Annotated in this window: 13 protein-coding genes and 2 pseudogenes; 7 read left to right on the top strand and 8 right to left on the bottom strand. The window is 56.9% G+C overall.

The features are described from left to right. Window positions 1-124: 124 nt before the first annotated feature. A complete protein-coding gene (locus RGM3321_RS23205) occupies window positions 125-3,250 on the bottom strand; it encodes a DUF6543 domain-containing protein (protein WP_244394993.1) in 3,126 nt (1,041 codons plus the stop codon). Window positions 3,251-3,498: 248 nt separating this feature from the next. On the opposite strand from RGM3321_RS23205, the gene RGM3321_RS23200 reads away from it, so the two are divergent. Beyond that, window positions 3,499-5,241 (top strand): potassium/proton antiporter, encoded by a 1,743-nt coding sequence (locus RGM3321_RS23200; protein ID WP_055010350.1) that lies wholly within the window; start codon window positions 3,499-3,501, stop codon window positions 5,239-5,241. Between the two features lie 38 nt (window positions 5,242-5,279). After that, on the top strand, window positions 5,280-8,669 hold the full coding sequence (gene mscK / locus RGM3321_RS23195; RefSeq protein ID WP_244395117.1) for a mechanosensitive channel MscK: 3,390 nt from the start codon (window positions 5,280-5,282) through the stop codon (window positions 8,667-8,669). A gap of 66 nt (window positions 8,670-8,735) precedes the next feature. Here mscK and RGM3321_RS23190 read toward each other — a convergent pair whose 3' ends face one another. The 3 genes from RGM3321_RS23190 to RGM3321_RS23180 all read right to left on the bottom strand — a co-directional run bounded on the left by RGM3321_RS23190 (window position 8,736) and on the right by RGM3321_RS23180 (window position 10,949). Further along, window positions 8,736-9,005, bottom strand: a complete 270-nt coding sequence (locus RGM3321_RS23190) for a hypothetical protein (RefSeq protein WP_244394992.1) — start codon at window positions 9,003-9,005, stop codon at window positions 8,736-8,738. A gap of 169 nt (window positions 9,006-9,174) precedes the next feature. Beyond that, a complete protein-coding gene (locus RGM3321_RS23185) occupies window positions 9,175-9,480 on the bottom strand; it encodes a hypothetical protein (RefSeq protein WP_116828585.1) in 306 nt (101 codons plus the stop codon). A gap of 8 nt (window positions 9,481-9,488) precedes the next feature. Then, window positions 9,489-10,949 carry a DUF6861 domain-containing protein gene (locus RGM3321_RS23180; protein ID WP_244394991.1) on the bottom strand — a complete coding sequence of 487 codons (1,461 nt, stop codon included), beginning with the start codon at window positions 10,947-10,949 and terminating at the stop codon, window positions 9,489-9,491. 658 nt (window positions 10,950-11,607) lie between these two features. Between RGM3321_RS23180 and RGM3321_RS23175 the strand changes: the two are divergent. The 5 genes and pseudogenes from RGM3321_RS23175 to RGM3321_RS23155 form a co-directional block, all read left to right on the top strand. Continuing rightward, window positions 11,608-13,442, top strand: a pseudogene (locus tag RGM3321_RS23175) (type VI secretion system Vgr family protein). Window positions 13,443-13,464: 22 nt separating this feature from the next. Beyond that, window positions 13,465-14,067 carry a DcrB-related protein gene (locus RGM3321_RS23170; RefSeq protein WP_244394990.1) on the top strand — a complete coding sequence of 201 codons (603 nt, stop codon included), beginning with the start codon at window positions 13,465-13,467 and terminating at the stop codon, window positions 14,065-14,067. Beyond that, complete coding sequence (locus tag RGM3321_RS23165) at window positions 14,064-15,311, top strand: PAAR domain-containing protein (RefSeq protein WP_244394989.1); 1,248 nt, start codon at window positions 14,064-14,066, stop codon at window positions 15,309-15,311. Before RGM3321_RS23170 ends, RGM3321_RS23165 begins: the two co-directional genes overlap by 4 nt. Window positions 15,312-15,319: 8 nt before the next feature. Further along, on the top strand, window positions 15,320-15,787 hold the full coding sequence (locus tag RGM3321_RS23160) for a YrhA family protein (protein WP_244394988.1): 468 nt from the start codon (window positions 15,320-15,322) through the stop codon (window positions 15,785-15,787). Between the two features lie 474 nt (window positions 15,788-16,261). Continuing rightward, window positions 16,262-16,639, top strand: a pseudogene (locus RGM3321_RS23155) (Imm5 family immunity protein); the annotation flags it as partial. Window positions 16,640-16,696: 57 nt separating this feature from the next. Here the strand turns inward: RGM3321_RS23155 and RGM3321_RS23150 are convergent. From RGM3321_RS23150 to RGM3321_RS23135, 4 genes are read right to left on the bottom strand one after another with little or no spacing between them, the layout of a single operon-like run. After that, the gene (locus RGM3321_RS23150) at window positions 16,697-18,436 is read right to left on the bottom strand and encodes a biotin carboxylase N-terminal domain-containing protein (RefSeq protein WP_244394987.1); all 1,740 of its coding nucleotides are present in this window, start codon (window positions 18,434-18,436) and stop codon (window positions 16,697-16,699) included. Then, window positions 18,433-20,037, bottom strand: a complete 1,605-nt coding sequence (locus RGM3321_RS23145; protein WP_244394986.1) for a 5-oxoprolinase/urea amidolyase family protein — start codon at window positions 20,035-20,037, stop codon at window positions 18,433-18,435. The genes RGM3321_RS23150 and RGM3321_RS23145 overlap by 4 nt, the downstream gene beginning before the upstream one ends. A gap of 9 nt (window positions 20,038-20,046) precedes the next feature. Next, window positions 20,047-20,844: a putative hydro-lyase gene (locus tag RGM3321_RS23140; RefSeq protein WP_244394985.1), complete on the bottom strand. Its 798-nt coding sequence runs from the start codon at window positions 20,842-20,844 to the stop codon at window positions 20,047-20,049. 2 nt (window positions 20,845-20,846) lie between these two features. Continuing rightward, complete coding sequence (locus tag RGM3321_RS23135) at window positions 20,847-21,611, bottom strand: 5-oxoprolinase subunit PxpA (protein ID WP_244394984.1); 765 nt, start codon at window positions 21,609-21,611, stop codon at window positions 20,847-20,849. Window positions 21,612-21,618: the final 7 nt, after the last annotated feature.

Below are 21,618 nucleotides of genomic sequence, written 5' to 3'. Positions count from 1 at the left end.
TATGAGAGAAGTCATGCACGTAATCATTCATCAGAGCGTTGGTGGCGCTAACTATCTATACTCTTCACCTGACGTTGAATGCATGCAGCGGCTCAGCCGACGAGCCGCTGCAAACACTGAAGCCTTACCAGCCATTCTCGGAGCCCGGGGAAATTTTCGCCCTGCCCTTGAATGGAAAATAAAAGTCCACGGCCTCGCTCAGGTGTTCGATGTACAACACGGACAAGACCTCATCGACCGGCAAATAGGAACGCTCCAGCAGATCAAAATAGTCAGGTCGCAGCTTTCTCAAGACGTCTGACATGAGTTTGGGGCCGGTCAGGTCGGAAATGCGCGTCATGTACGGTGTCATTCGGTCTCTCGAGGCGCTACGCAAGGCTTCACTGCTGTGGTCGATGAAGGATCTGCGCGTACTGAAAAACGCCTTGTTGGTCTGTTTTTCATTCTGGAAACGCGTATTTATTTCTTTCAGGATCCTCTTCAGGACCGGGTTGTCCGGGTGGCTGGCGAAATGGCTGTTACCTGGCCCGGTGTAGCTCAGTTGCTGTGCACCCAAACGCCTGCCCAGCAATACATCATTGGGCCCGGCTTTCAACGGGATGCCTGCAAAAGGGACATTAATGGTGTCATCACAATCAAGATAAATGCCGCCGTATTCGTTGATCAGTCGATAACGCAAAATATCCGAAGCGGCCGCATAATTACGATTATCCGAGTGCATGAAATAGTTGAAGGCTTCGCCATTTTCACCACTCAGGAACTTGGGAAAGAACGCTTCTTCCTTGAGCCTTGAAATCCGCATCTGTGGATGTGCGCTGAAGTAGTCCAGCAACTGCTGATGCGCCGTCGGGTGGTTGATATCGATATGCAGTTCGAAGCGCAAGTCCGGGCTGGTGCGCATGTTGTCGAGCATCTTTTCCAGCAGGTGATCGCCCGGCATGCGTTCGCCCAGCCATATATGATGAATCACACGGCTGACGGGCTCGGCATCTGCAGGTAACCTGGGCACACGAGGGAAAGAGTAGATTTCGAAGCGGCGGCTCTGTGGCAGTTTTGCCCCGGCCTTCCTGAATGCATCTTCCGACCCGCCGTTCCAGACCCCATAGCGGTCCAGCCACACAAGGCCGTTTGAAGACGGATCAGTTCTCCAGCACAGGATATCGGCATCGTAATAGACGTTCTTTCTAACGCCCCCAATCTGAATGAAGTATTTCTCTACGACCGTTCCTTTTTCCTGGCTCAGGACATCCTCGATCATGATCTTATCCAGAGGCAACTCGACCTGCACCTTGGGTCCCCAGCGCTGAACCTCGACCGCGCGCTCGTCAGGCATGACCTCCGTGACGGCACTTTCTGCCTCGCTGACGGGCGGCAATTGCGACCCATCGAAGCTCTCCCCACCACGCAACCCCAGCTTGAGGTCCAGATCCCAATAGCCTTTGTCGATAGTCTTCACATAGGGTCCCCAGACACGCGGGTCCGAGGCCGTGCGAATTCGGTACTGCTTTTCCTGCGGCACCCACTCCACCCGGAAAACACGATCATGCAGTTCAATGTAGCGTTTGCCTTCCAGCGAATGGATACCAGCCGCTTCGCCCGGTGCCAAACCCGGTAATTCTTGAGGCACCTCGAGAGCACGCAACAGGCGACGCATTTTTGCATCGAGCGAGCGCAAGGCTGGAGGCTCTTCCCTGAAAACAGGAACCGGCTCGACCTCTATCGTCGGGTCGATTGTAGAGGGGCCCGAAACCTCATAACCGCCACCCGCCTCGTCAACCAGCCCGGTTTCAACTCCTGCCTCGACCGCAGCGCCCTCCTCGGCAAGGATCGGCAACGCATTCAATACGCCGAAAGCAATCCGCCCAAGCCCTGCCTGACGCTCTTCAAGCGTGCGACCACTCGCTGCCGCGTCGACGCCAAGCCCCACCAGCGCAAGAGACAGCCCCGCAATCACCGGCATAAGCTCGGGAAAGATGATGGCGACGCCACCTAGAACGGACACGCACTCGCTCAAGCCACTGCTGACTTCTTCTTTCCAGTAGTCGTCGTGGTTGCGGATTTTTTGCAGCGCATCGGTTTCGGACTTTGCCTTGATCCGATCCTTGAAGTGCGAGAACGGCCAAGGCTGCAGCGGCTCACCGAACTGCACCAGTTTGCGCGGGTTCCACGCACCGGTCGCGGCGTTCAGCAGCTTAGGGTAAACAGCAAAGCCTTTCAGGGCAGTAGCGACACCGCTGTAGAAAAAACCATCAACGTCATCCGCAGCGCTGAAATGCCCCTCGAAAGACCGGCGTTTGCCTGGATCCCTGCACATCAGCGCGACCCAATCCTTGAGTGCGTCGGCGTTTTTGAAGGTGTGAATGGGCGACGAGTTACCGGGGATATAAAGCAGTATCGTCGGCGAATCGGCACTGTGTATAACCATGATGTCGACGGCGCAGTAGCCATGTACCCGCAATTCGGAAATCGTCACGCGAGTGGAAACAGGTGCGGCGACAAAGTCGTCGAAACTCAGTTCTTTCCAGCCACGATCGCCAGGCAAGCCGAGCGCCTCCAGTATCATGGCCTTGTGCTCGGCCTTGAGGGTTTGTTCGTCGGCTTGCAGCAAGGCCGCCTTGAACAGTCCGGCCTTGAGCATCAGGTTGTAGTCTTCGGCGTGCGCCTGCCAGAACAGCTTCAGGTAGGCTAGATAGCCCGATTGCAGATTATGATCCCAGATGTATTGCTTGAATGCCTCGGCAGTGATGGCAAGTTGCGTAGTCGAGTCGTAGTGCTGGGGGTCAGTTTTCCGGTAGACAGCCTCATATGCAACGCAGTCATAAGCTGGCAGTTTTTCGTTCACGACCTGGCAGTTGAAACCTCCGTCACGGTGGGCTTGCAGATGACCAAGGTGATCGAACCAGTCGCCGTTGCCTTTTTGTTGCCAGTTACGCAGCAGCGCCTGGGTCAACGTCATCGAATGAACGACATTGGCCCGTTGCGATGCCGGATAGAGTTTCGGGTCTTCGATATACAGAGTGGCGATCAGGGTGTCGTCCGGGTCGATCTCGACACCCCATCTCGATTGGCACTCCTGTGCCACATCGCGCGCAGCCAGGGCGGCGGGTGACTGCAGATTGATCGGGTTGAGCCGGAAGTAATCGCTGACCGAAAAGTCTTCTCTCACCCGCGCCCAGAACTCTGCATGCGGATTCCGGTCATCGTCGAACGGATTTCCGTCCTTTTGATTTGCTGCAACTTCATCGTCCATGATGAAAACCTTCTTATGGCTGGAGCCCGACAATAGGCCGCAAAAAGGTTTGGCTTGCGGTATATAAGTCTGTGTCGACCGCCGGATTGCAACGAGTCATGTGCTCTGGAACGCCTATGCTGCGTGATCCGCCGGAAATTGATCTTTGACAGCCAAGCAATTCAACAGGTTAAATCGCTTGGCACGCGGACTGCATGGTCAGTTTTCGCCCCTCTCGCTTCAATTCAGTTTTCTACGGAGTACCGCCCTTGGACGCCACCACCATCAACAGCCTGTTCCTGGTCGGCGCGTTGCTGGTAGCCGCAAGCATCCTGGTCAGTTCTCTTTCATCACGTCTGGGCATCCCGATACTGGTCATCATTCTGGCCGTGGGCATGGTGGCGGGCGTGGATGGCGGCGGGATCATCTTCGATAACTACGCTACCGCCTACCTGGTCGGCAACCTCGCGCTCGCTGTCATTCTGCTTGACGGCGGGCTGCGCACACGGGTTGCCAGTTTCCGGGTAGCGCTGTGGCCTGCCTTGTCGCTGGCGACGGTGGGCGTACTGATCACCACGGTACTGACCGGCATGGTGGCAGCCTGGCTGTTCAATCTGAGCGTTATCCAGGGGCTGCTGATCGGCGCAATCGTCGGTTCGACAGACGCTGCGGCGGTATTCTCCCTGCTGGGCGGCAAAGGCCTGAACGAGCGGGTCACCGCCAGCCTCGAGATAGAATCGGGCAGCAACGACCCCATGGCTGTGTTCCTGACCGTTACCCTGATCGGCATGCTGGCCAGTGGGCAGACCGGTTTGCACTGGGGGCTGCTGGGGCATCTGATCCAGGAGTTCGGTATCGGCAGTTTCATCGGCCTGGGCGGCGGCTGGATTCTGCTGCAACTGGTCAACCGCATCAATCTGGCGGCTGGCCTGTACCCGATTCTGGTGATTGCCGGGGGGCTTGCGATCTTTGCCCTGACCAACGCCATTCACGGTAGCGGTTTTCTCGCGGTCTACCTCTGCGGGCTGGTGCTGGGTAACCGGCCGATCCGCAGCCGCCACGGCATCCTGCACATGCTCGATGGCATGGCCTGGCTGGCACAGATCGGCATGTTTCTGGTGCTGGGCCTGCTGGTCACGCCCCACGACCTGCTGCCGATTGCAATACCGGCACTGGGCTTGGCGCTGTGGATGATTCTGGTCGCACGCCCGCTGTCGGTGATGGTCGGCCTGCTGCCTTTCAAGGCCTTTCATGGCCGCGAAAAAGCGTTTATTGCCTGGGTCGGCCTGCGCGGCGCGGTGCCGATCATCCTCGCCGTGTTCCCGCTGATGGCCGGGCTGCCCAATGCGCAGCTGTACTTCAACCTGGCGTTCTTTATCGTACTGGTCTCGCTGTTGCTGCAAGGCACCAGCCTGCCGTGGATGGCCAAACTGTTGAAAGTGACGGTTCCGCCTGACCCCGCGCCTATTTCCCGGGCCGCGCTGGAGGTGCACGTCACCAGTGAATGGGAGCTGTTCGTCTACCGTCTGGGCGCTGAAAAGTGGTGCATCGGTGCGGCACTGCGTGAGCTGAAAATGCCTGAAGGCACGCGTATTGCCGCGCTGTTCCGGGGCCAGCAGTTGCTCCATCCGTCCGGCAGTACGACGCTGGAAGTGGGTGACCTACTGTGTGTGATCGGTCACGAACATGATCTTCCGGCGCTGGGCAAACTGTTCAGCCAGGCACCGCAACGTGGTCTGGACCTGCGCTTCTTCGGCGACTTCGTACTTGAAGGCGATGCACGGCTGGGTGAAGTCGCGGCCCTGTATGGCCTGAAACTCGATGGCATTGACCCCGGAATGCCGCTCAGTCAGTTCATCGTGCAGAAGAACCGCGGCGAGCCGGTGGTGGGCGACCAGATTGAATGGAATGGAACTATTTGGACAGTTGCCGTCATGGACGGGAACAAGATCCAGAAAGTGGGCGTCAAATTCCCCGAAGGAACCCGCCCGGGCCCCGGACTGTTCCTTTAAACTGCCAATCCACACGTATCATCATGCGACCGGTGTCTATGTTTTCCCTGCGTTCCATTTGTGCTGCCGCATTGTTTGCGCTTTGCCTGTCCACCTTCCCGGCGCTTGCCGCCGATCCGCCCAGCAGCGATGCCGTGCAGCAAAGCCTCGACAAGATTGCTGATCGCAAGCTGCCCGATGCTGAGCAGAAGGCGCTGCAACAAGTACTCGAGCAAACGCTGGCTTTCCTCGCCAGCAAAACGGACAGCGAGCAGAAACTCGAAGCGCTCAAGCAACAACTGGCCCAGGCGCCAAAACAGACTTCGGAAAACCAGCGCGAGCTGGCCCGCCTGAAAGAAAGCAAAGTGGTGGCCGTTGCGCAGCGCTACGGTGGCCTCGATGTGCCGCAACTGGAGCAGCTGCTCAGCCAGCGCAGTACCCAACAAAGCGACCTGCAAAGCGACCTCAACGACGCCAACAGCCTGGCCATCACCGCGCAGACCCGGCCTGAGCGGGCGCAGACTGAAATCAGCGCCAATCAGACGCGTATCCAGCAGATCAACGCCATCCTCAAGAGCGGCAAGGACAACGGCAAGACCCTGAGCGCCGACCAGCGTAATCTGCTCAATGCAGAACTGGCCTCGATCAACGCCCTCAACCTGCTGCGCCGTCAGGAACTGGCCGGTAACAGCCAGTTGCAGGACCTGGGCAATAGCCAGCATGACTTGCTGACCGAGAAGGTCGCGCGTCAGGAGCAGGAAATTCAGGACCTGCAAACCCTGATCAACGACAAGCGTCGCGCCCAGTCGCAGAAGACGGTCGCCGACCTGTCCCTGGAAGCGCAAAAGTCCGGTGGCAGCAGCCTGCTGGCGACCGAAAGCGCCGCCAACCTCAAGCTGTCTGACTACCTGTTGCGCGGCACCGACCGCCTCAACGAGCTGACCCAGCAAAACCTCAAGACCAAGCAGCAACTGGACAACCTGACCCAGACCGATCAAGCCCTCAGCGAGCAGATCAACGTGCTGAGCGGCAGTTTGCTGCTGTCCAAGATTCTCTACAAGCAGAAGCAGGCGTTGCCGCACCTGGAGCTGGACAAGGGCCTGGCCGACGAAATCGCCAACATCCGCCTGTATCAGTTCGACATCAACCAGCAACGCGAGCAGATGAGCACGCCGACCGCCTATGTCGAAAGGCTGCTCGCCACTCAACCGCCTGAAAACATTACCCCGCAACTGCGCCGCACGCTGCTGGACCTGGCTATCACCCGCAGCGACTTGCTGGAGCGCCTCAATCGCGAGCTGAGCGCGTTGCTCAACGAGTCCATCACGCTGCAACTGAACCAAAAGCAGCTGACCAGCACCGCTCAGGGGCTGCGCTCCACACTCGACGAGCAGATGTTCTGGATCCCCAGCAACAAGCCGCTGGACGTGGAATGGTTTCAGAATATCTGGCCGCGCCTGCAAAAGCAGGTCGCCACCCTGCCCTGGACATCCAGCCTCAGCGAGCTGTCAGACGGCCTGACTCAGCGTCCGCTGCTGTTCCTGCCCCTGCTGCTGTTGATCGGCGTACTGACCTGGCGGCGCAAGGCGCTGTACCAGAAGCTTAATCGCCTGCATGCCGACATCGGCCACTTCAAACGTGACAGCCAATGGAAAACGCCGCTGGCGCTGCTGATCAACGTGCTGCTGGCCATGCCCGTGGCGCTGGGCCTGGCGCTGTGCGGCTATGCCCTGCAAATCGATGCACGCGGGCAGAACGCCAACCTGGGCGAGGCATTGCTACAGATCGCCCTCGCCTGGCTGGTGTTCTACACCGCCTACCGCGTACTCGCCCCATCTGGCGTTGCCCAACTGCATTTCCGCTGGGAAACGGCGCAGGTCGAGTTCCTGCGTGGCTGGGTGCGTCGACTCGGGCTGGTCGTTCTGGCCCTGGTGGCCGTGGTGGCGGTAGCCGAGCACCAGCCTGCCGCGCTGGCCGACGATGTGCTGGGGATCGGCGTGGTCCTGACCTGCTACGCGCTGATGACCTGGCTGCTCGCTCGCCTGCTGATCTCAAGCCCCACGCACCATAACGCTTCGCTGTTCCGCAAGACTGTCGGTGTGGTGTTCACGGCATTGCCCGTCGCACTCTTTCTGGCCGTGTGCTTTGGCTACTACTACACGGCACTCAAGCTCAGCGACCGTCTGATCGACACCCTGTACCTGATGATGATCTGGCTGATGGTCGAGGCGACCTTCGTTCGCGGCCTCAGCGTCGCCGCCCGCCGCCTGGCCTACCAGCGTGCACTGGCCAAGCGTCAGGCAGCCCGGGAAAACGGCGACAGCGACATTCCGGTCGAAGAGCCGAAACTGGACATCGAACAGGTCAACCAGCAGTCGCTGCGCCTGATCCGCCTGGCCCTGCTGGCCGGTTTCGTCGGCGCGCTGTACCTGGTCTGGGCCGAACTGATCACGGTATTCGCCTACCTGGACAACATCATCCTCTACGAATACACCAGCGGCACCGGCGCCAACATGAGCATGGTGCCGATCAGCCTGAGCGACTTCCTCGGTGCCGGGGTGATCATCGTCATCACCTTCGTGCTCGCCGGCAACCTGCCGGGCCTGCTGGAAGTGCTGGTGCTGTCACGCATGAACCTCGCGCAGGGCAGTGCCTACGCGACGACCACACTGCTGTCGTACACCATCGCCGGTGTCGGCTTCGTGACCACGCTGTCGACGCTGGGCGTGAGCTGGGACAAATTGCAGTGGCTGGTCGCGGCGCTGTCGGTAGGGCTCGGTTTCGGCATGCAGGAGATCTTCGCCAACTTCATCTCCGGCATCATGATCCTCTTCGAACGTCCGGTGCGGATCGGTGACACCATCACCATCGGCGCACTCTCGGGAACGGTCAGCAAGATCCGCATCCGCGCCACGACCATCACCGACTTCGACCGCAAGGACATCATCGTCCCGAACAAGACGTTCATCACTGGCCAGCTCATCAACTGGTCGCTGACCGACACCGTCACCCGCGTAACGCTCAAGCTGGGCGTCGACTACGGCTCGGACCTGGATCTGGTGCGCTCCCTGCTGCTGCAAGCGGCTCGGGAAAACCCTCGAGTGCTGAAGGAACCAGAGCCCATCGTCTACTTCCTGAACTTCGGCGAAAGTACCCTTGACCACGAACTGCGCATGCACGTACGCGACCTGGGCGACCGCAACCCGGTGCTGGACGAGATCAACCGCTTCATCAATCGCGAGTTCAAGAAGCAGCACATCAACATCTCGTTCCGCCAGATGGAGATTTACCTCAAGAACACCCAGGGCCTGGAATACAAACTGGTGCCCGCCGAGCCGGTCGACAAAAACGGTGCCCCGACCGGGCAAACAACGCTGCAACCGGTAAACACCAAAGTGGCCCCGGCGACCAAGGATGCACCGGAACCGCCTGAGTTGCGGCTGGATTGAGGTTGAACGTGGAATGACCGGCAGCATTATAATTGCTGTCGGTCATTCAGGGTTGCAAGCCGGACTCTACAGCCCCTTGAAGGCCTGCTCAGCTTCCACAATGATCACGCCCAGCTTTGAGTCATAGGGCCATTGGTCGACGATGACTCTTGAGATACCCAGATCGCGGTTCTGTTTTTCTGGGAGATCATTTTGCGCAATCAGATCCAAAGCCACTTCAAGCTTTTGTTTGAAGTGCTCAAGCTGACTTACTGTGGTCAACGCTAGTACGTTCGCATCCGCTAGTTTGATAGCTTCATTGATACACTCGATGGCGCGTATGATTTCTCTATGCATTTGCCTGGGGGGCCGACATTTTAAGCAATTTAAATGGCACTGCAGTATGCCATTAGCTAGTTTCACCGGAGCACATGCTATATATCTCAGAAAGCAGGTCATGCAGCATCAGGATCGCAAGGTACGCGCGCCACACAGAGCAAAGGTTAACTGCCCGTGACACTCACTTTCATTCCTCGCCCATTTCCCTTTTCAACTTACGTAACAAAGGAGTCTCTCCACCAGTCAGCTCAATCCTGAACTCTGCGAAAGCATGCTCGAGATGAGAATATTGTTGCAAGCCCTCTTCGGTAAATAGGTAACGCCCCGGAATGTCTCGCCACTGCAACTTAACTGTTATCATGCCAGATTCGGCCAGCTTCATCAGTGGTTCGATCTCAACTCGAAGCTTTTCAACAACGGGATCTGACTTTCTCAAATCTTCAATCACCTCACGCAGTTTTTGCGTTTTTTGTTTAAGCTTTTCGATATCCATATAAACCTCTAGTTAAATATTGTACCCAACAGCTTGGGACTTCCCCATTCGCCACGATCAGGAACTATAGATTGAAAAACCTCACCGGTCCTGTTAATCACTCCGCCCAACTCTGTAGTAGGTGCTATCTTACTCACAAAAACTTCTGTAGGCTTTAACGGAGCGATCTGAAAAACCGAATAGCCGACGGACTCACTTTTTAAGGGCAATCCAAATGCGTCGGCAAGTGTTTTCCCTGACTTCATTGCAGCTTGAAGCTCTTCTAGCGTTGTAAAAAATGGAGAATAGCTAGTGACCTCTTGCCCTCGTGGAACGATTTTTATTAACGGTGAATTTACTGTTTTTATTTGGGGAATTGTAGAGCCGCTTGCCACAATGTCATAAGCTCGAGCATAAATACCGGTGGCATCTGTTTGTGGCGATGCTGCCTGGAGTTTACTTATTAGTTTTCCGCCTTCGGGCGTGGATAGAAAATCTGCAATTTGCTCGTCGGACAGCCCCAAAGTTTTGAATTTTTTAACCTCATCGATCTGTTTTTTTAATGGTGCAAAGCCTGAATCTTGCTTGGCATAGTACTCGCGCATATTATCGAGTTCTACGTTCTTTAGCGGAGCCGGCCCATTGACCTGCAACTCCGGTTGAGCCAACAACTTCTGCTCATTACGCGCCAACCAATTCGCAAACTGCTTGTTTGAAATCTCCGCCTGAAGCTTGGCACTGCGCGCTGCGATGCTATCCATGCTGCCCATGAGGCCTGCCTTGACCTGCCCACGTGTCACGTAGGTCACGATAGCAGTAAAGAGCAGCAGTACCAGTTGCTCTTGGCCCTTTGCAAGTTGGCGGGCAGCGCGATCAATGCGCTCCTGCATTACGTATGCCGAACCCCCGGTAGGGTCGAGGCCCTCGGGTTTCAGGCCTTCGTCAGCATGCCAGGCGGTAGCAAAGCCTTCCTGCAGGGTTGCAAGGCAAGTGGGTAGGCCTTGGTAGAAATACTCAGCGATAGAGGCGAGGCCTAGCGTCAACAGGATCAGGTTGCCAACCTGTAGCCCGATACCCGCCCCCGCTGCTGCTACCGGCACAGCGCCCACGCCAAAGAAAAACGACCCGGCAACGCCGCCAGCAATGGTGCCCACCGCAACGCTGCCGCCCAGAATCATCGCCACTTCTTTGACCAGTTGCAGCAGTACCGGGAGGATCTGTTCGATCTCGATAGACGCCCACTTGCGCTTGAGGTCTGACTCGACAATATCGCGGGAGAGCCTCATGGCTGCTTTCACCGAATCGATGCGATTGCTGCCCATGTAGCCGAATGCTTGAGTCGCGGCAGTACTGACGCGCCGAGTGAAGCCATTCCAGCTGTCGTGAGCGCTCTGCAGCCCATCGCTGTAGCCTTGGTTTAGCGTATTGAATTTATCATCGAGGTTTCGCTCGATGTCATCCCAGCTAGGAACATTGGCTAATAGGTCCATTTACACGTCACAGTCCTGGGTTGAAGGAAGCTAGCACCGGTGCCTTGCGTGACCACGAATCAGCGTAGTCTGGGCAGCGCGTATGTCGCCTGTCAGACCTGAATATTTGAGCTGAATTTCAATGCAAGCTCATTTTTCTCATCTGCGAAACAGACCGCAATGATGCCGTTAAGCCATCAACGAGTCGAGTCTTCACTTAAACCATTGTGAATACTGAGTATTTACACATTAAAAAGTATCTGGGCTCGGTGGAATCAGAACGCCCATAGATAACGTGTCTTCATCAAAATCACAGCCAACGCCTGAGCCGCATGGTTGTGGTCGACACGGCGCAGCACCACGGTGTTTCCTTTCATACTTTAAATAAGAACTGTAACGGTTTGTGAGAGATGTAGGGTATTTTTACTGAGCTAGTGGCACTTTCACACTAATTTATGGTCGCACGCTGCAGTATTTGCGAGATGTGGAATGCGTCTGTAGCCCTGGTCCTACGAGATTTTCGGAGGTTTAGGGCGCGATCCACATCCGTGGTTAATGTCAATCCAATGCCCTAAATGATTGATACTTAAGCACCAGACCTAAGCCGTGACTTGTCAGTTCGTAATCGTTAGCCGCTAAACCCGGCGGTGCTGGCCTCCCTGCCCTCAAGGAGATATACATGTTGATGGACCTTGCCGCGATGCTTTCGCCGCAGAACCGGCGCCTTTTCAAATTCAAGAACCTCGCCAATCCTGAGCAGGAACTGCTGCTGGAGTCCTTCCGAGGGACTGAAGGTCTTTCGCGTGCGTACCAATTTGATCTGCTATTGGTGTGCCAGGACTCCGGGGTCGAGCTGAAGTCGATGATGGGCCAACATGTGGTCATCGAGATCGAGCTGGCCGATGGCTCGCCACGCTACATCGCTGGCTATCTCACACGCTTTGCCAGTGCTGGAAGCGACGGCGGCATGGCCAAATACACGGCAACGCTCAACCCCTGGTTCTCAATGCTGAAGAACCGCTTCGACACGCGTATCTTCCAGGGGAATACGGTTGAGGAAGTCGTTACCCAAGTGTTCGCGATGTGTACCGCGTTCTCCAAGCATGAGTTTCGCCTGAGCAAGCCTCTCAAGCGCTATACCTACATCACCCAATACCGCGAATCCGACTTCAACTTCGTCCAGCGCCTGCTGGAAGAAGAAGGGATGTTCTATTACTTCGAGCATACCGCCGAAGGCCACACCATGATCATCTGCGACGACTCCACCACGCTGGTGCCGTTGCCGGAACAGCCCAGATACGCTTCCATTCAGCATCTGTTACCGAGACAGCCGACTCCATCACCGATTGGAACGGCGACCGCAGGCTGCAATCAGGAAAAATGGCGGTTCAGACGTTCGACTATCGTCAGCCTAACAACAGGCTGCCAGTGACCATGAACAGTCTGAACCAGCAGGGTGACGTTGAGAACTTCGAGGTGTACGACTTCCCCGGCCAGTACACCCATGGCACTTATGATGAAGGTGAGGCGTTGTTGCGCTTGCGCGTTGAAGCGCTTGAGTTGAGGGGCAAGAGCTTTCGAGGGGCCAGTAACTGTCGCGCCATGAAGCCTGGCTATACCTTCGAACTGCTGCAGCATTAAGGCCACGATCAGGGCTCGCCTGAAGATCGTCAATTTCTGCTCGTTCTTATTGATAGCGAAGGCCACAACAATTACCTCAACGGCCAGCAAGCCAGTTACCGGAACACCTTCTCCTGCGTACGCAAGAAGATAGTTTTCCGCCCACAGCTCACCACCAATCGCTCCGTCATTTCCGGCCCGCAGACCGCTATCGTTGTGGGCCCGCCCGGAGAAGAAATCTTCACCGATGAACTGGGTCGCGTGAAGATTCAGTTCCACTGGGACCGCAAAGGCGAGCACAACGACAAAAGCTCCTGCTGGGTCCGCGTCGCTCAATCCGGCGCAAGTGGCGGTTTTGGTAGCATGCAGATCCCACGGGTCGATGACGAAGTTGTCGTGGTCTTCCTTGATGGCAACCCTGATCGGCCTCTGATCATGGGCAGCGTATACAACAGCCAGAATACCCCACCGTGGTCTTTACCAGCCAACAAGACCCAAAGCGGTTTCCTCACGCGCTCCATGAAAGGCCATGGCTCCAATGCCAACTTCTTTCGCTTTGAGGACAAAGCTGGTGCAGAGCAGGTAAGCCTGCACGCCGAGCGTGATCTGGATACTCACGTCGAGGCTAATGAAAGTCATACCGTCGGCGGCGACAGAAAGATCACGGTCGAGGGCAAACACTCAGAAACCATCAAGCTTGAAACAAGCATCGCGGTAGAGGAAGGCTCGTACTTCGTCACCGTAGACAAAGGCGAAGTAAAAATAAAGGCTGCTACCTCTATCACGCTTGAGGTGGGTTCCAGCAAGCTGGTCATGAACAAGGATGGGACCATTACCCTGTCGGGCATCATGGTGAATGTTGAAGGCTCTACAAAAATCAACCTGAACAAATAAGCGACTGACAAGGAGTAGCCGCATGCGGCAACGAACGGATGGACGTACAAGTTTTTATGATCGTCTTTCAGAGAACCGTATTCGTGAAGAAAAGCGTCGGGAAGAAGAGCGTCTGGCGCAGGAAGCCCTTGACGCGATTCCAGTACCTGAACGCTTTCAGACTAATGAGCTGAGCTTCATTCGTCCAGAGGGGTTCAAGGACAAGACGTTTCATGTGTTCACATTGACAGACCTCGGGCCTAGCCCCTTTTCAGTTGTCATAGGGCGGTCGGTAGTCGATCAGGACGCAAACCTGGAGTCCATGGCACAACAGCTGCTCACGGAGCTGGGAAAGACCCTGTCCCACCTGGACTGGCTCGAACCGCTTTTCCCGACTCAGGTAGCTGGAATCGATGCACGTCAGGTTGAATTCAGATGGCGGCAGCAGGGGCAGCCGGTGCACCAGTTGCAACTGATCTTTCTGCACCGGGATGAGCAAGGGCAAACGCTTTTGATGCAGATTACCGGCACCAGCAATAATGTCAGTGCGAAGACGCCGGATGAGCGGGCTGCGTTTTTCTCTGTCGTCGAGACACTTGAACTCAGGTATTCGCCACCGCTGGATGAAGCGGCAGTAAAAGCATGACCTCGGCGGCACGGGTTGGCGATCCTATCGAACATAGCGAAGCGCTGAACGGACTGCTGCTGGGTCTGGCAGTGGGAGCGGCAGCCGTAGTAGTGGCTGCCGCCGCCGGTGTATCGATTGTGGCTTCAGGTGGTTTGGCCGCAGTCGCAGTAGTGGGTGCGGTCGTATCGATCTCGGCAGGAGTCGGCGAGTTGATTGGCAATCTGTCCTACTGCACCAATACAGCTGGCCACATTTCGAAAGGCTCCGGCAACGTCTTTATCAACGGCAGGCCAGCAGCTCGCGCTCACCTCGACACCGCCGAGTGCGACAAGCATGGTCAGGTCCCGCAAGTTATTGCCGAAGGAAGCAGCAGCGTCTACATAAACGGCCAACCCGCAGCCAGGGTTGGAGACCGCACCATATGTGACGGTAAAATAAGCGCTGGTTCGGATAACGTCTACATTGGCGGAGGGACCGAACAAACCGACGACATCAATCCTGAGGTTCCAGGCTGGGTACATGGCGTAGTACTCGGCATCGGATTTGGCAGCGCAGTGGTCCTGACATCCTGGGCGACTGCCATTGTCGGAGTTATCGGCGGTGCTGTGGGTGGCTACGGCGGCGGTGCAATCGGCGGTCGTCGCTATGGCGAAGGCTCGGATGAGCAAAAGGTGATGGCCTTCGGCGGCGCGTTCATCGGCGGCAGCTTGGCCGGCAAGGGTCAGCACTGGTTTGATTCGCGGTATGAGCTTAAGACACAGGGATTGGGGTCGCTGTTTGGGAATCTTAAGCTCACTCATCGGGAGCCAAATGCCGTTTACGTAGGCAAGCTCAGGGGGGAGGCTATCGAATTACCAGGAGTACGGACAGAAGAGATAATTTATACTAAACGCTTGCCTGCTGAATTAAAGTTACTAAGAAACAATTTCGAAGGCAAGGCCAAACCAGAATATCTTAAGATGTTATCCGGAAGCCCTGAAAATATAAAAACCCTAAGAAACTCCGGTATTGATGAGCTAGGGATTTCGCGGATGCAAAATGGGAAACAACCTAGCAAGGAATGGCAGGTTCATCATATCAAACCTCTTGATGATGGTGGAACTAACGCATTTGAGAATTTAACGCTTATAAAAAACGAACCATATCATAAGGCGATCACAAATTACCAACAAGAAGTAACACGCCATTTAAAACCTGGAGAAAGCTTAACAATCGAATGGCCCATGATTGACGTTGACATATACCCTCCACCACGAATATAGGAAAAATGATGAACATACTAGATTCCAAAATATCTCTTATAGTAAAAAAATATGAGAGCCAAGGCTATAAATTCAACTGCGGGGCAGACCAAAATGAAATAGAAGAGTTTACAAAGAGATCCGAAACCGAGCTAAAATTTTCACCTATCGAGGAATATTTAAACATCCTCAAGAAACACAACGGCATGGTAGTAGAGGGTGTTTTTCTATACTCGACAAAACCAATAAAGTACATAGAAAGTGACGGGTACTGCCTTGAATTCATCGAAATGAACTTACTCTCTAGAGAGCTTGAATGGAAAGATCAATTTATTATTTTTGGCGACAGCGATCAAGATGAATATGTCTTGGACTTATCAGCAAATAGGTATCAGGTGAGAGATAAGCAGGCGTTTAGCAATATATATGAAGAGTATGAGACCTTCATTGAGCTTTTCGAGTACATGCTAGACCTGATGATTAGCAGGGTTAGCTGATTAGACATTAAAAACTTCATTTTCTGTGCTAACGAAGCCGTGCGATCGTTACTGCTATTATCTAACCACGAAAAAGTCAAGGATGGAGCAGCATGAGAAATACGGCACAGACAAGATATTTTCGTATGCAAATAACCAATCTGACAACACATGCTTGCTCAATACAAGGCTAAGATTCATTTAAAGACATTACAAACAATTCAGAAATGAGCCTTATAAAAGCATTTAAATACTGGCACTATTCTTATGCGAAAAATAGCCCTTATGGAAAATTTTCATACACTGACAGACGATACAAAACAAATCGAATCTCATGCTGAGAGAATGAGTTTATAAAAGACTGTAAGACCTCACTTCACGATTAAACTATGCCTTTTCTCGGGAGCTAACGTATGGAAAAATCAGAAATTATACATAGCTTAGTCATTGAGCTCCCGAACATTCAGTTTATTTTTCGCTTCGGAGTTACGTTATCAACGCATCGAACATGTCCAGACTGTTGCGTTTCAAGCTGCCAGCGGCGCGGTTGATGATGCAGAAGCGATGGCCGTACAAGACGCTTTTTATGTGTCTGTCGTCGAGAATGAAAGCTATGAACCCGATGAGTATCCTGCGATGTTCGTCGGGCACGCGGCTGCCAATTCAATCGTAACGGCAGTTTCCGATGTTCAGTTCGACGCCGACGACCAGCGCGATCAAGACCTGGACCCTGAAGCATTTGAGCCTGATTATTTAGTCGCCTCCGCGTTCGCGGGTGGGTTGTCCGACGACGGCGACCCGGAATTGCGGCGCGCCTTTTGGAGGTGGTATCTGTCTGTTGCCGTGCCGCAGGTGATCTCTGACTTGCCTTGAAAAGCACGCACCAACCGAGCTGCAACACCCGGTTGCGCGGAGCAATTAACAACCTGATTACGTAGCGGCCTCAACCCGCCCGATCATCACCTTCGCCTCCAGATACCCGCCAGGCTCCTTGCTGATCTGCACGGTTCCGGCACACGGCGCCAGTATCGATGTTTCCATCTTCATCGCTTCCATGATCGCGATGACCTGACCCTTTTCTACCGTCGCTCCGTCCTCAACCGCCCACGCATGCAGATTCCCCGCAACCGGGGTCAGCACTGCGTGCGGGTCCGGGGCGTCGGCAACTGGCTGGCTGGCGTCAGCTGGTGCTGCCGGGTTCAGGCTCATGCCGGCCAGCAGCGCAGCAGGCAGGCCCAGTTCGTGGCGTTTGCCGTCGATTTCGACGAAGGTGCGCAGCACGCCGGGATCGGCAGGTTCTGCGTTGCGCGGTGCGAGGGTGACGTGTTCGGCGAAGTCGGTTTCGATCCAGCGGGTGTGGACGGCGAAGGTATTGGCGGCGGTGAAGTCGTCGTGGGCCATGACGGCTCGATGGAACGGCAGCACGGAGGCCACGCCTTCCACTTTGAACTCGGCCAGGGCGCGGCGGGCGCGGCTGATGGCTTGCTCGCGGGTTGCGCCGGTGACGATCAGTTTGGCGATCATCGAATCGAAGTTCGCTGACACTCTCGAGCCTTCTGTCACCCCGGTATCCAGCCGCACGCCCGGTCCGGACGGTGGCTGAAACACGTCGATGCTGCCCGGTGTCGGCAGGAAGCCGTTGCCTGCATCTTCGGCGTTGATGCGGAATTCGAAGCTATGGCCGCGCGGGACCGGCGTACCGTCGAACGACAGCGGCAGGCCGTCGGCCACGCGCAGTTGTTCGATGACCAGATCCACACCGCTGGTTTCTTCAGTTACCGGGTGTTCGACCTGCAAGCGTGTGTTGACCTCCAGGAATGACAGGGTGCCGTCGCCACTAAGCAGGAATTCCACCGTACCAGCACCGACATAGCCTGCCTCGGCACAAACCGCACGGGCAGAATCGTGAATACGCTGGCGCAGTTCACCATTCAGGTAAGGCGCTGGGGCTTCTTCGATCAGCTTCTGGTTGCGGCGTTGCAGCGAGCAGTCGCGGGTGCCGACGACGATTACGCGGCCGTGGCGGTCGGCGATGATCTGCGCTTCGATATGACGAGGACGGTCCAGAAAGCGTTCGACAAAGCATTCGCCACGGCCAAACGCGGTTACTGCCTCGCGTACGGCAGACTCGTACAGTTCGCTGACTTCATCCAGCTTCCAGGCTACCTTCAAGCCGCGACCGCCGCCGCCAAATGCCGCCTTGATGGCAATCGGCAGGCCGTACTGCTCGGCGAACGCAAGCACTTCAGAGGCATCTTTCACCGGGTTTTCAGTGCCGGCTACCAGCGGCGCACCGACTTTCAAAGCGATGCGCCGGGCCTGCACCTTGTCACCCAATGCGTCGATGGTTGCAGGGTCCGGGCCGATCCAGGTCAGGCCGGCGCCGATCACGGCGCGGGCAAAGTCGGCGCGTTCCGAGAGGAAGCCATACCCCGGGTGAACCGCGTCGGCACCGGCGCGAGCAGCCACTGCCAGCAGTTTTTCGATGTTCAGATAGGTGTCGGTCGGGCGCTCACCTTGCAGCCCATAGGCTTCATCGGCCTGACGCACATGCAGCGCGTCGATATCGGCATCGGCATACACGGCCACCGAGGCAACCCCATAGTCACGGCAGGCGCGGGCAATGCGCACGGCAATTTCGCCACGGTTGGCAATCAGAACCTTTTTCATCTGTTATTGGTCTCGTCTGAAGTGGCGGGGCGCACTGGCTCGAAGGCGCTCAGCGGGTTGAAACGAATGCGGGCATTGACCGGAATCTGCCCGGCCTTGTCCAGGTGATAGGTAGCGACTGCGCCGATGACCGGGTAACCGCCCGTCAACGGGTGGTCCGCCAGAAACAGTACCGGCTGGCCACTGGGCGGTACCTGAATGGCACCGACCGTGGTGCCCTCGCTGGGCAGTTCGCCACTGACGGCGCGCGCAAGCGACTGCTCGCCTGCCAGGCGGATACCGATACGATTGGATTGCGGCGTAACCAGCCAGGTTTGCTGCGCAAGCAACGCCTGCGCCTCGGCAGTGAACCAGTCGCTGCGCGGGCCCATGACCACATCCAGCGTAATGACCTGATCATTGCGCGGCATGTCGAAGGCCGGTTGTTCGCCAGTCGACACCGCTGCGCCGCCGGTTCTGCGCGTGAAGCCCAGCCGGTCACCGGCCACCAGCGCTGCGGGTCCGACCTGGGCCAGCGTGTCAGTGGACAGACTGCCCAGCACCGGCTCGTGGACAAAACCACCGCGAACGGCCAGATAACTGCGCAAGCCTGCGGTGGGCGAACCGATGCTAACCTGATCGCCGCTTTGCAAGGAAAACGGCGCGTAAAGCGGCGGGTGCATGCGTTGGCCATCCGCCGTCAGCACCTCGACAGGCGCCTGAGCACCGGTAACCGCTACCACGGTCTGGCCCTGACAGGTAAACGTCAGGCCACCCATGAGAATTTCCAGACCAGCAGTGCCTGGCTCGTTGCCTACTGCGCGATTGGCCGCACGCAATGCGCCGCGATCCAGCGCACCCGATGCGGAAACACCCTGCCCTGCCCGACCGGGACGACCCAGGTCCTGAAACAGGGTCTGCAGACCCGGCGTAACGATTTGCAGATAGTCTTCGGTGATTGTCGACGCCTGCTGACGAACGGGCGCAGCAATCAACACGCTGGTCACGGGCAGCGGACCGGCATCTTGAAAGCGCACGCGATAGCCGGGCTGAAGCAAGGCTGGCTCGTCGCGGCCCAGGTCCCACATTTTTGCGTGAGTCACGCCGATTATCTGCCAGCCTCCGGGGCTGGCCTGTGGATAAACACCGCTGAAGCCACCGGCCAACGCCACTGCGCCAGCCGGAATGCGCGTGCGCGGCGTGCTGCGCCGCGGCACCACAAACCCGGCACCGCCGCTGAGGTAGGCAAAACCTGGCGCAAAGCCGCAGAAGGCAACGTTGTAGTCGCTGCCGGTGTGGCGTTTGATAACTTCGTCAACGCTGATGTCCAGCTCGCGGGCCACATCAGCCAGGTCTTCACCGTTGTAATGCACGGGTATTTCAATCAGCTTGCCGGGCTCGCGAGCGCTGCCGCGAATGTCACGTGAGGCAATCTGCGTCGCCAGCGCTTCGAAACCGATGGCAGACGGACGAAAATGCACCAGCAACGTCCGGGCCGCCGGAACGATTTCCTCCACGCCTGCGATGGGCATCTGCTGTAACGATTCGAACAGGGCCAGAGTCTCGTCCAGGTTCGACAGTTCAACCAGGAGCGCGTCCAGGTTGGCCGGGTAGAAACGCATGAGCCTCTCCTATACGTGGTAGTAGCTGTCCGGAATATCGGTAATGAACATGTGCCCCGGCGCGTGGGAAATCGCAAACGGCACACGGGACGCCATGACCACCGCCTGCGGGGTCACGCCGCAGGCCCAGAACACCGGAATCTCGCCGGGCTTGATGCTCACGGCATCGCCGAAGTCCGGACGTGCCAAATCCTTGATGCCGAGCAGTTCGGGCTCGCCTACATGCACCGGCGCGCCATGCACGCCGGGGTAGCGCCCGGTGATCCGCGCTGCCTCGGCAACCCGGTCGGCAGCGATGGGTCGCATAGACACCACCATGTTTCCCTGCAAGCGCCCGGCAGGTCGACAGACACGATTGCTGCGGTACATCGGTACGTTGCAGCCTTCGCTGATGTGGCGCACATCGATCCCGGCGTTCATCAGGTCGGTCTCGAAGGTGAAGCTGCAACCGATCAGAAAACTGACCAGATCGCCGTGCTGCGCCCAGATTTCGCTGGCGTCGCTGACTTCTTCAGCCAGTTGCCCATCACGCCAGACCCGATACAACGGCAGGTCGGTGCGCAGGTCGGCCTGTTCGGCCAGTAGCGTGGTGTAGCTGCCAGGCTCGGTCACATCCAGCACCGGGCAGGCTTGCGGATTGCGCTGGGCGAACAGCAGAAAGTCATAAGCCCAGTCGCGCGGCAGCGTGATCATGTTGCACTGGGTCAGACCGGGGGCCTGACCCGCGGTCGGCGAAACAAACCCTTGTCGATAGCGGGTACGTGCCTCGATAGCCGCCTGACGGACGTGTTGCAAGGTGTTGTTCATGGTCAGCCCCGATTGAATGCGCGGACGGTAACGCCTGCGTCGTGCAAACGGTCTTTCAGGATGCGGGCGATGTTCACCGCGCCAGGGCTGTCGCCGTGTACGCAGATAGAATCGGCTTGCAGGCTGATTTCGCGGCCGTCTTCAGCCTCGATAACCCCGTCGCGCACCAGACGCAGCATGCGCTCGGCGATCAGTTCGGCATCGTGCAGCACGGCACCGGGTCGCGAACGGGAAACCAGCGTGCCTTCGGCGGTGTAGGCGCGGTCGGCGAACGCTTCGGCAACGCACGCCAGTCCGGCTTCCCGCGCCCAGCCGAGCAGAGGCGAATTGGCCAGACACACCAGCTTCAGCGCAGGGTCGATGCGCAGCAGCGCCTGAATGACCGCCGCTGCCTGGCGCTGATCGCCAGCGATGGTGTTGTACAGCGCGCCGTGAGGTTTGACGTATGTCACGCTGGTACCGGCGCTGCGCGCCAGCCCCTGAAGCGCGCCGATCTGATAAATGACGTCGGCCGTCAGCTGGTCGCTCGGGATGTCCATATTGCGACGGCCAAACCCGACGAGGTCCGGGTAGGCCACATGCGCACCGATGGCCACGCCACGGGCCGCAGCGGCCTCGAGGGTACGCAGGATGCCGGTCGGATCGCCAGCATGAAAACCGCAGGCCACGTTGGCACTGCTGACCACATCGAGAATCGCCTCGTCATCGCCCATACTCCAGGCGCCAAAGCTTTCACCAAGGTCACTGTTGAGGTCTATCGCAGGCATTTCTTGT

The organism is Pseudomonas sp. RGM 3321 (assembly GCF_022836805.1).
In the GTDB taxonomy this organism is placed as follows: domain Bacteria; phylum Pseudomonadota; class Gammaproteobacteria; order Pseudomonadales; family Pseudomonadaceae; genus Aquipseudomonas.
This window is presented reverse-complemented; position numbering and strand designations above follow the sequence as displayed.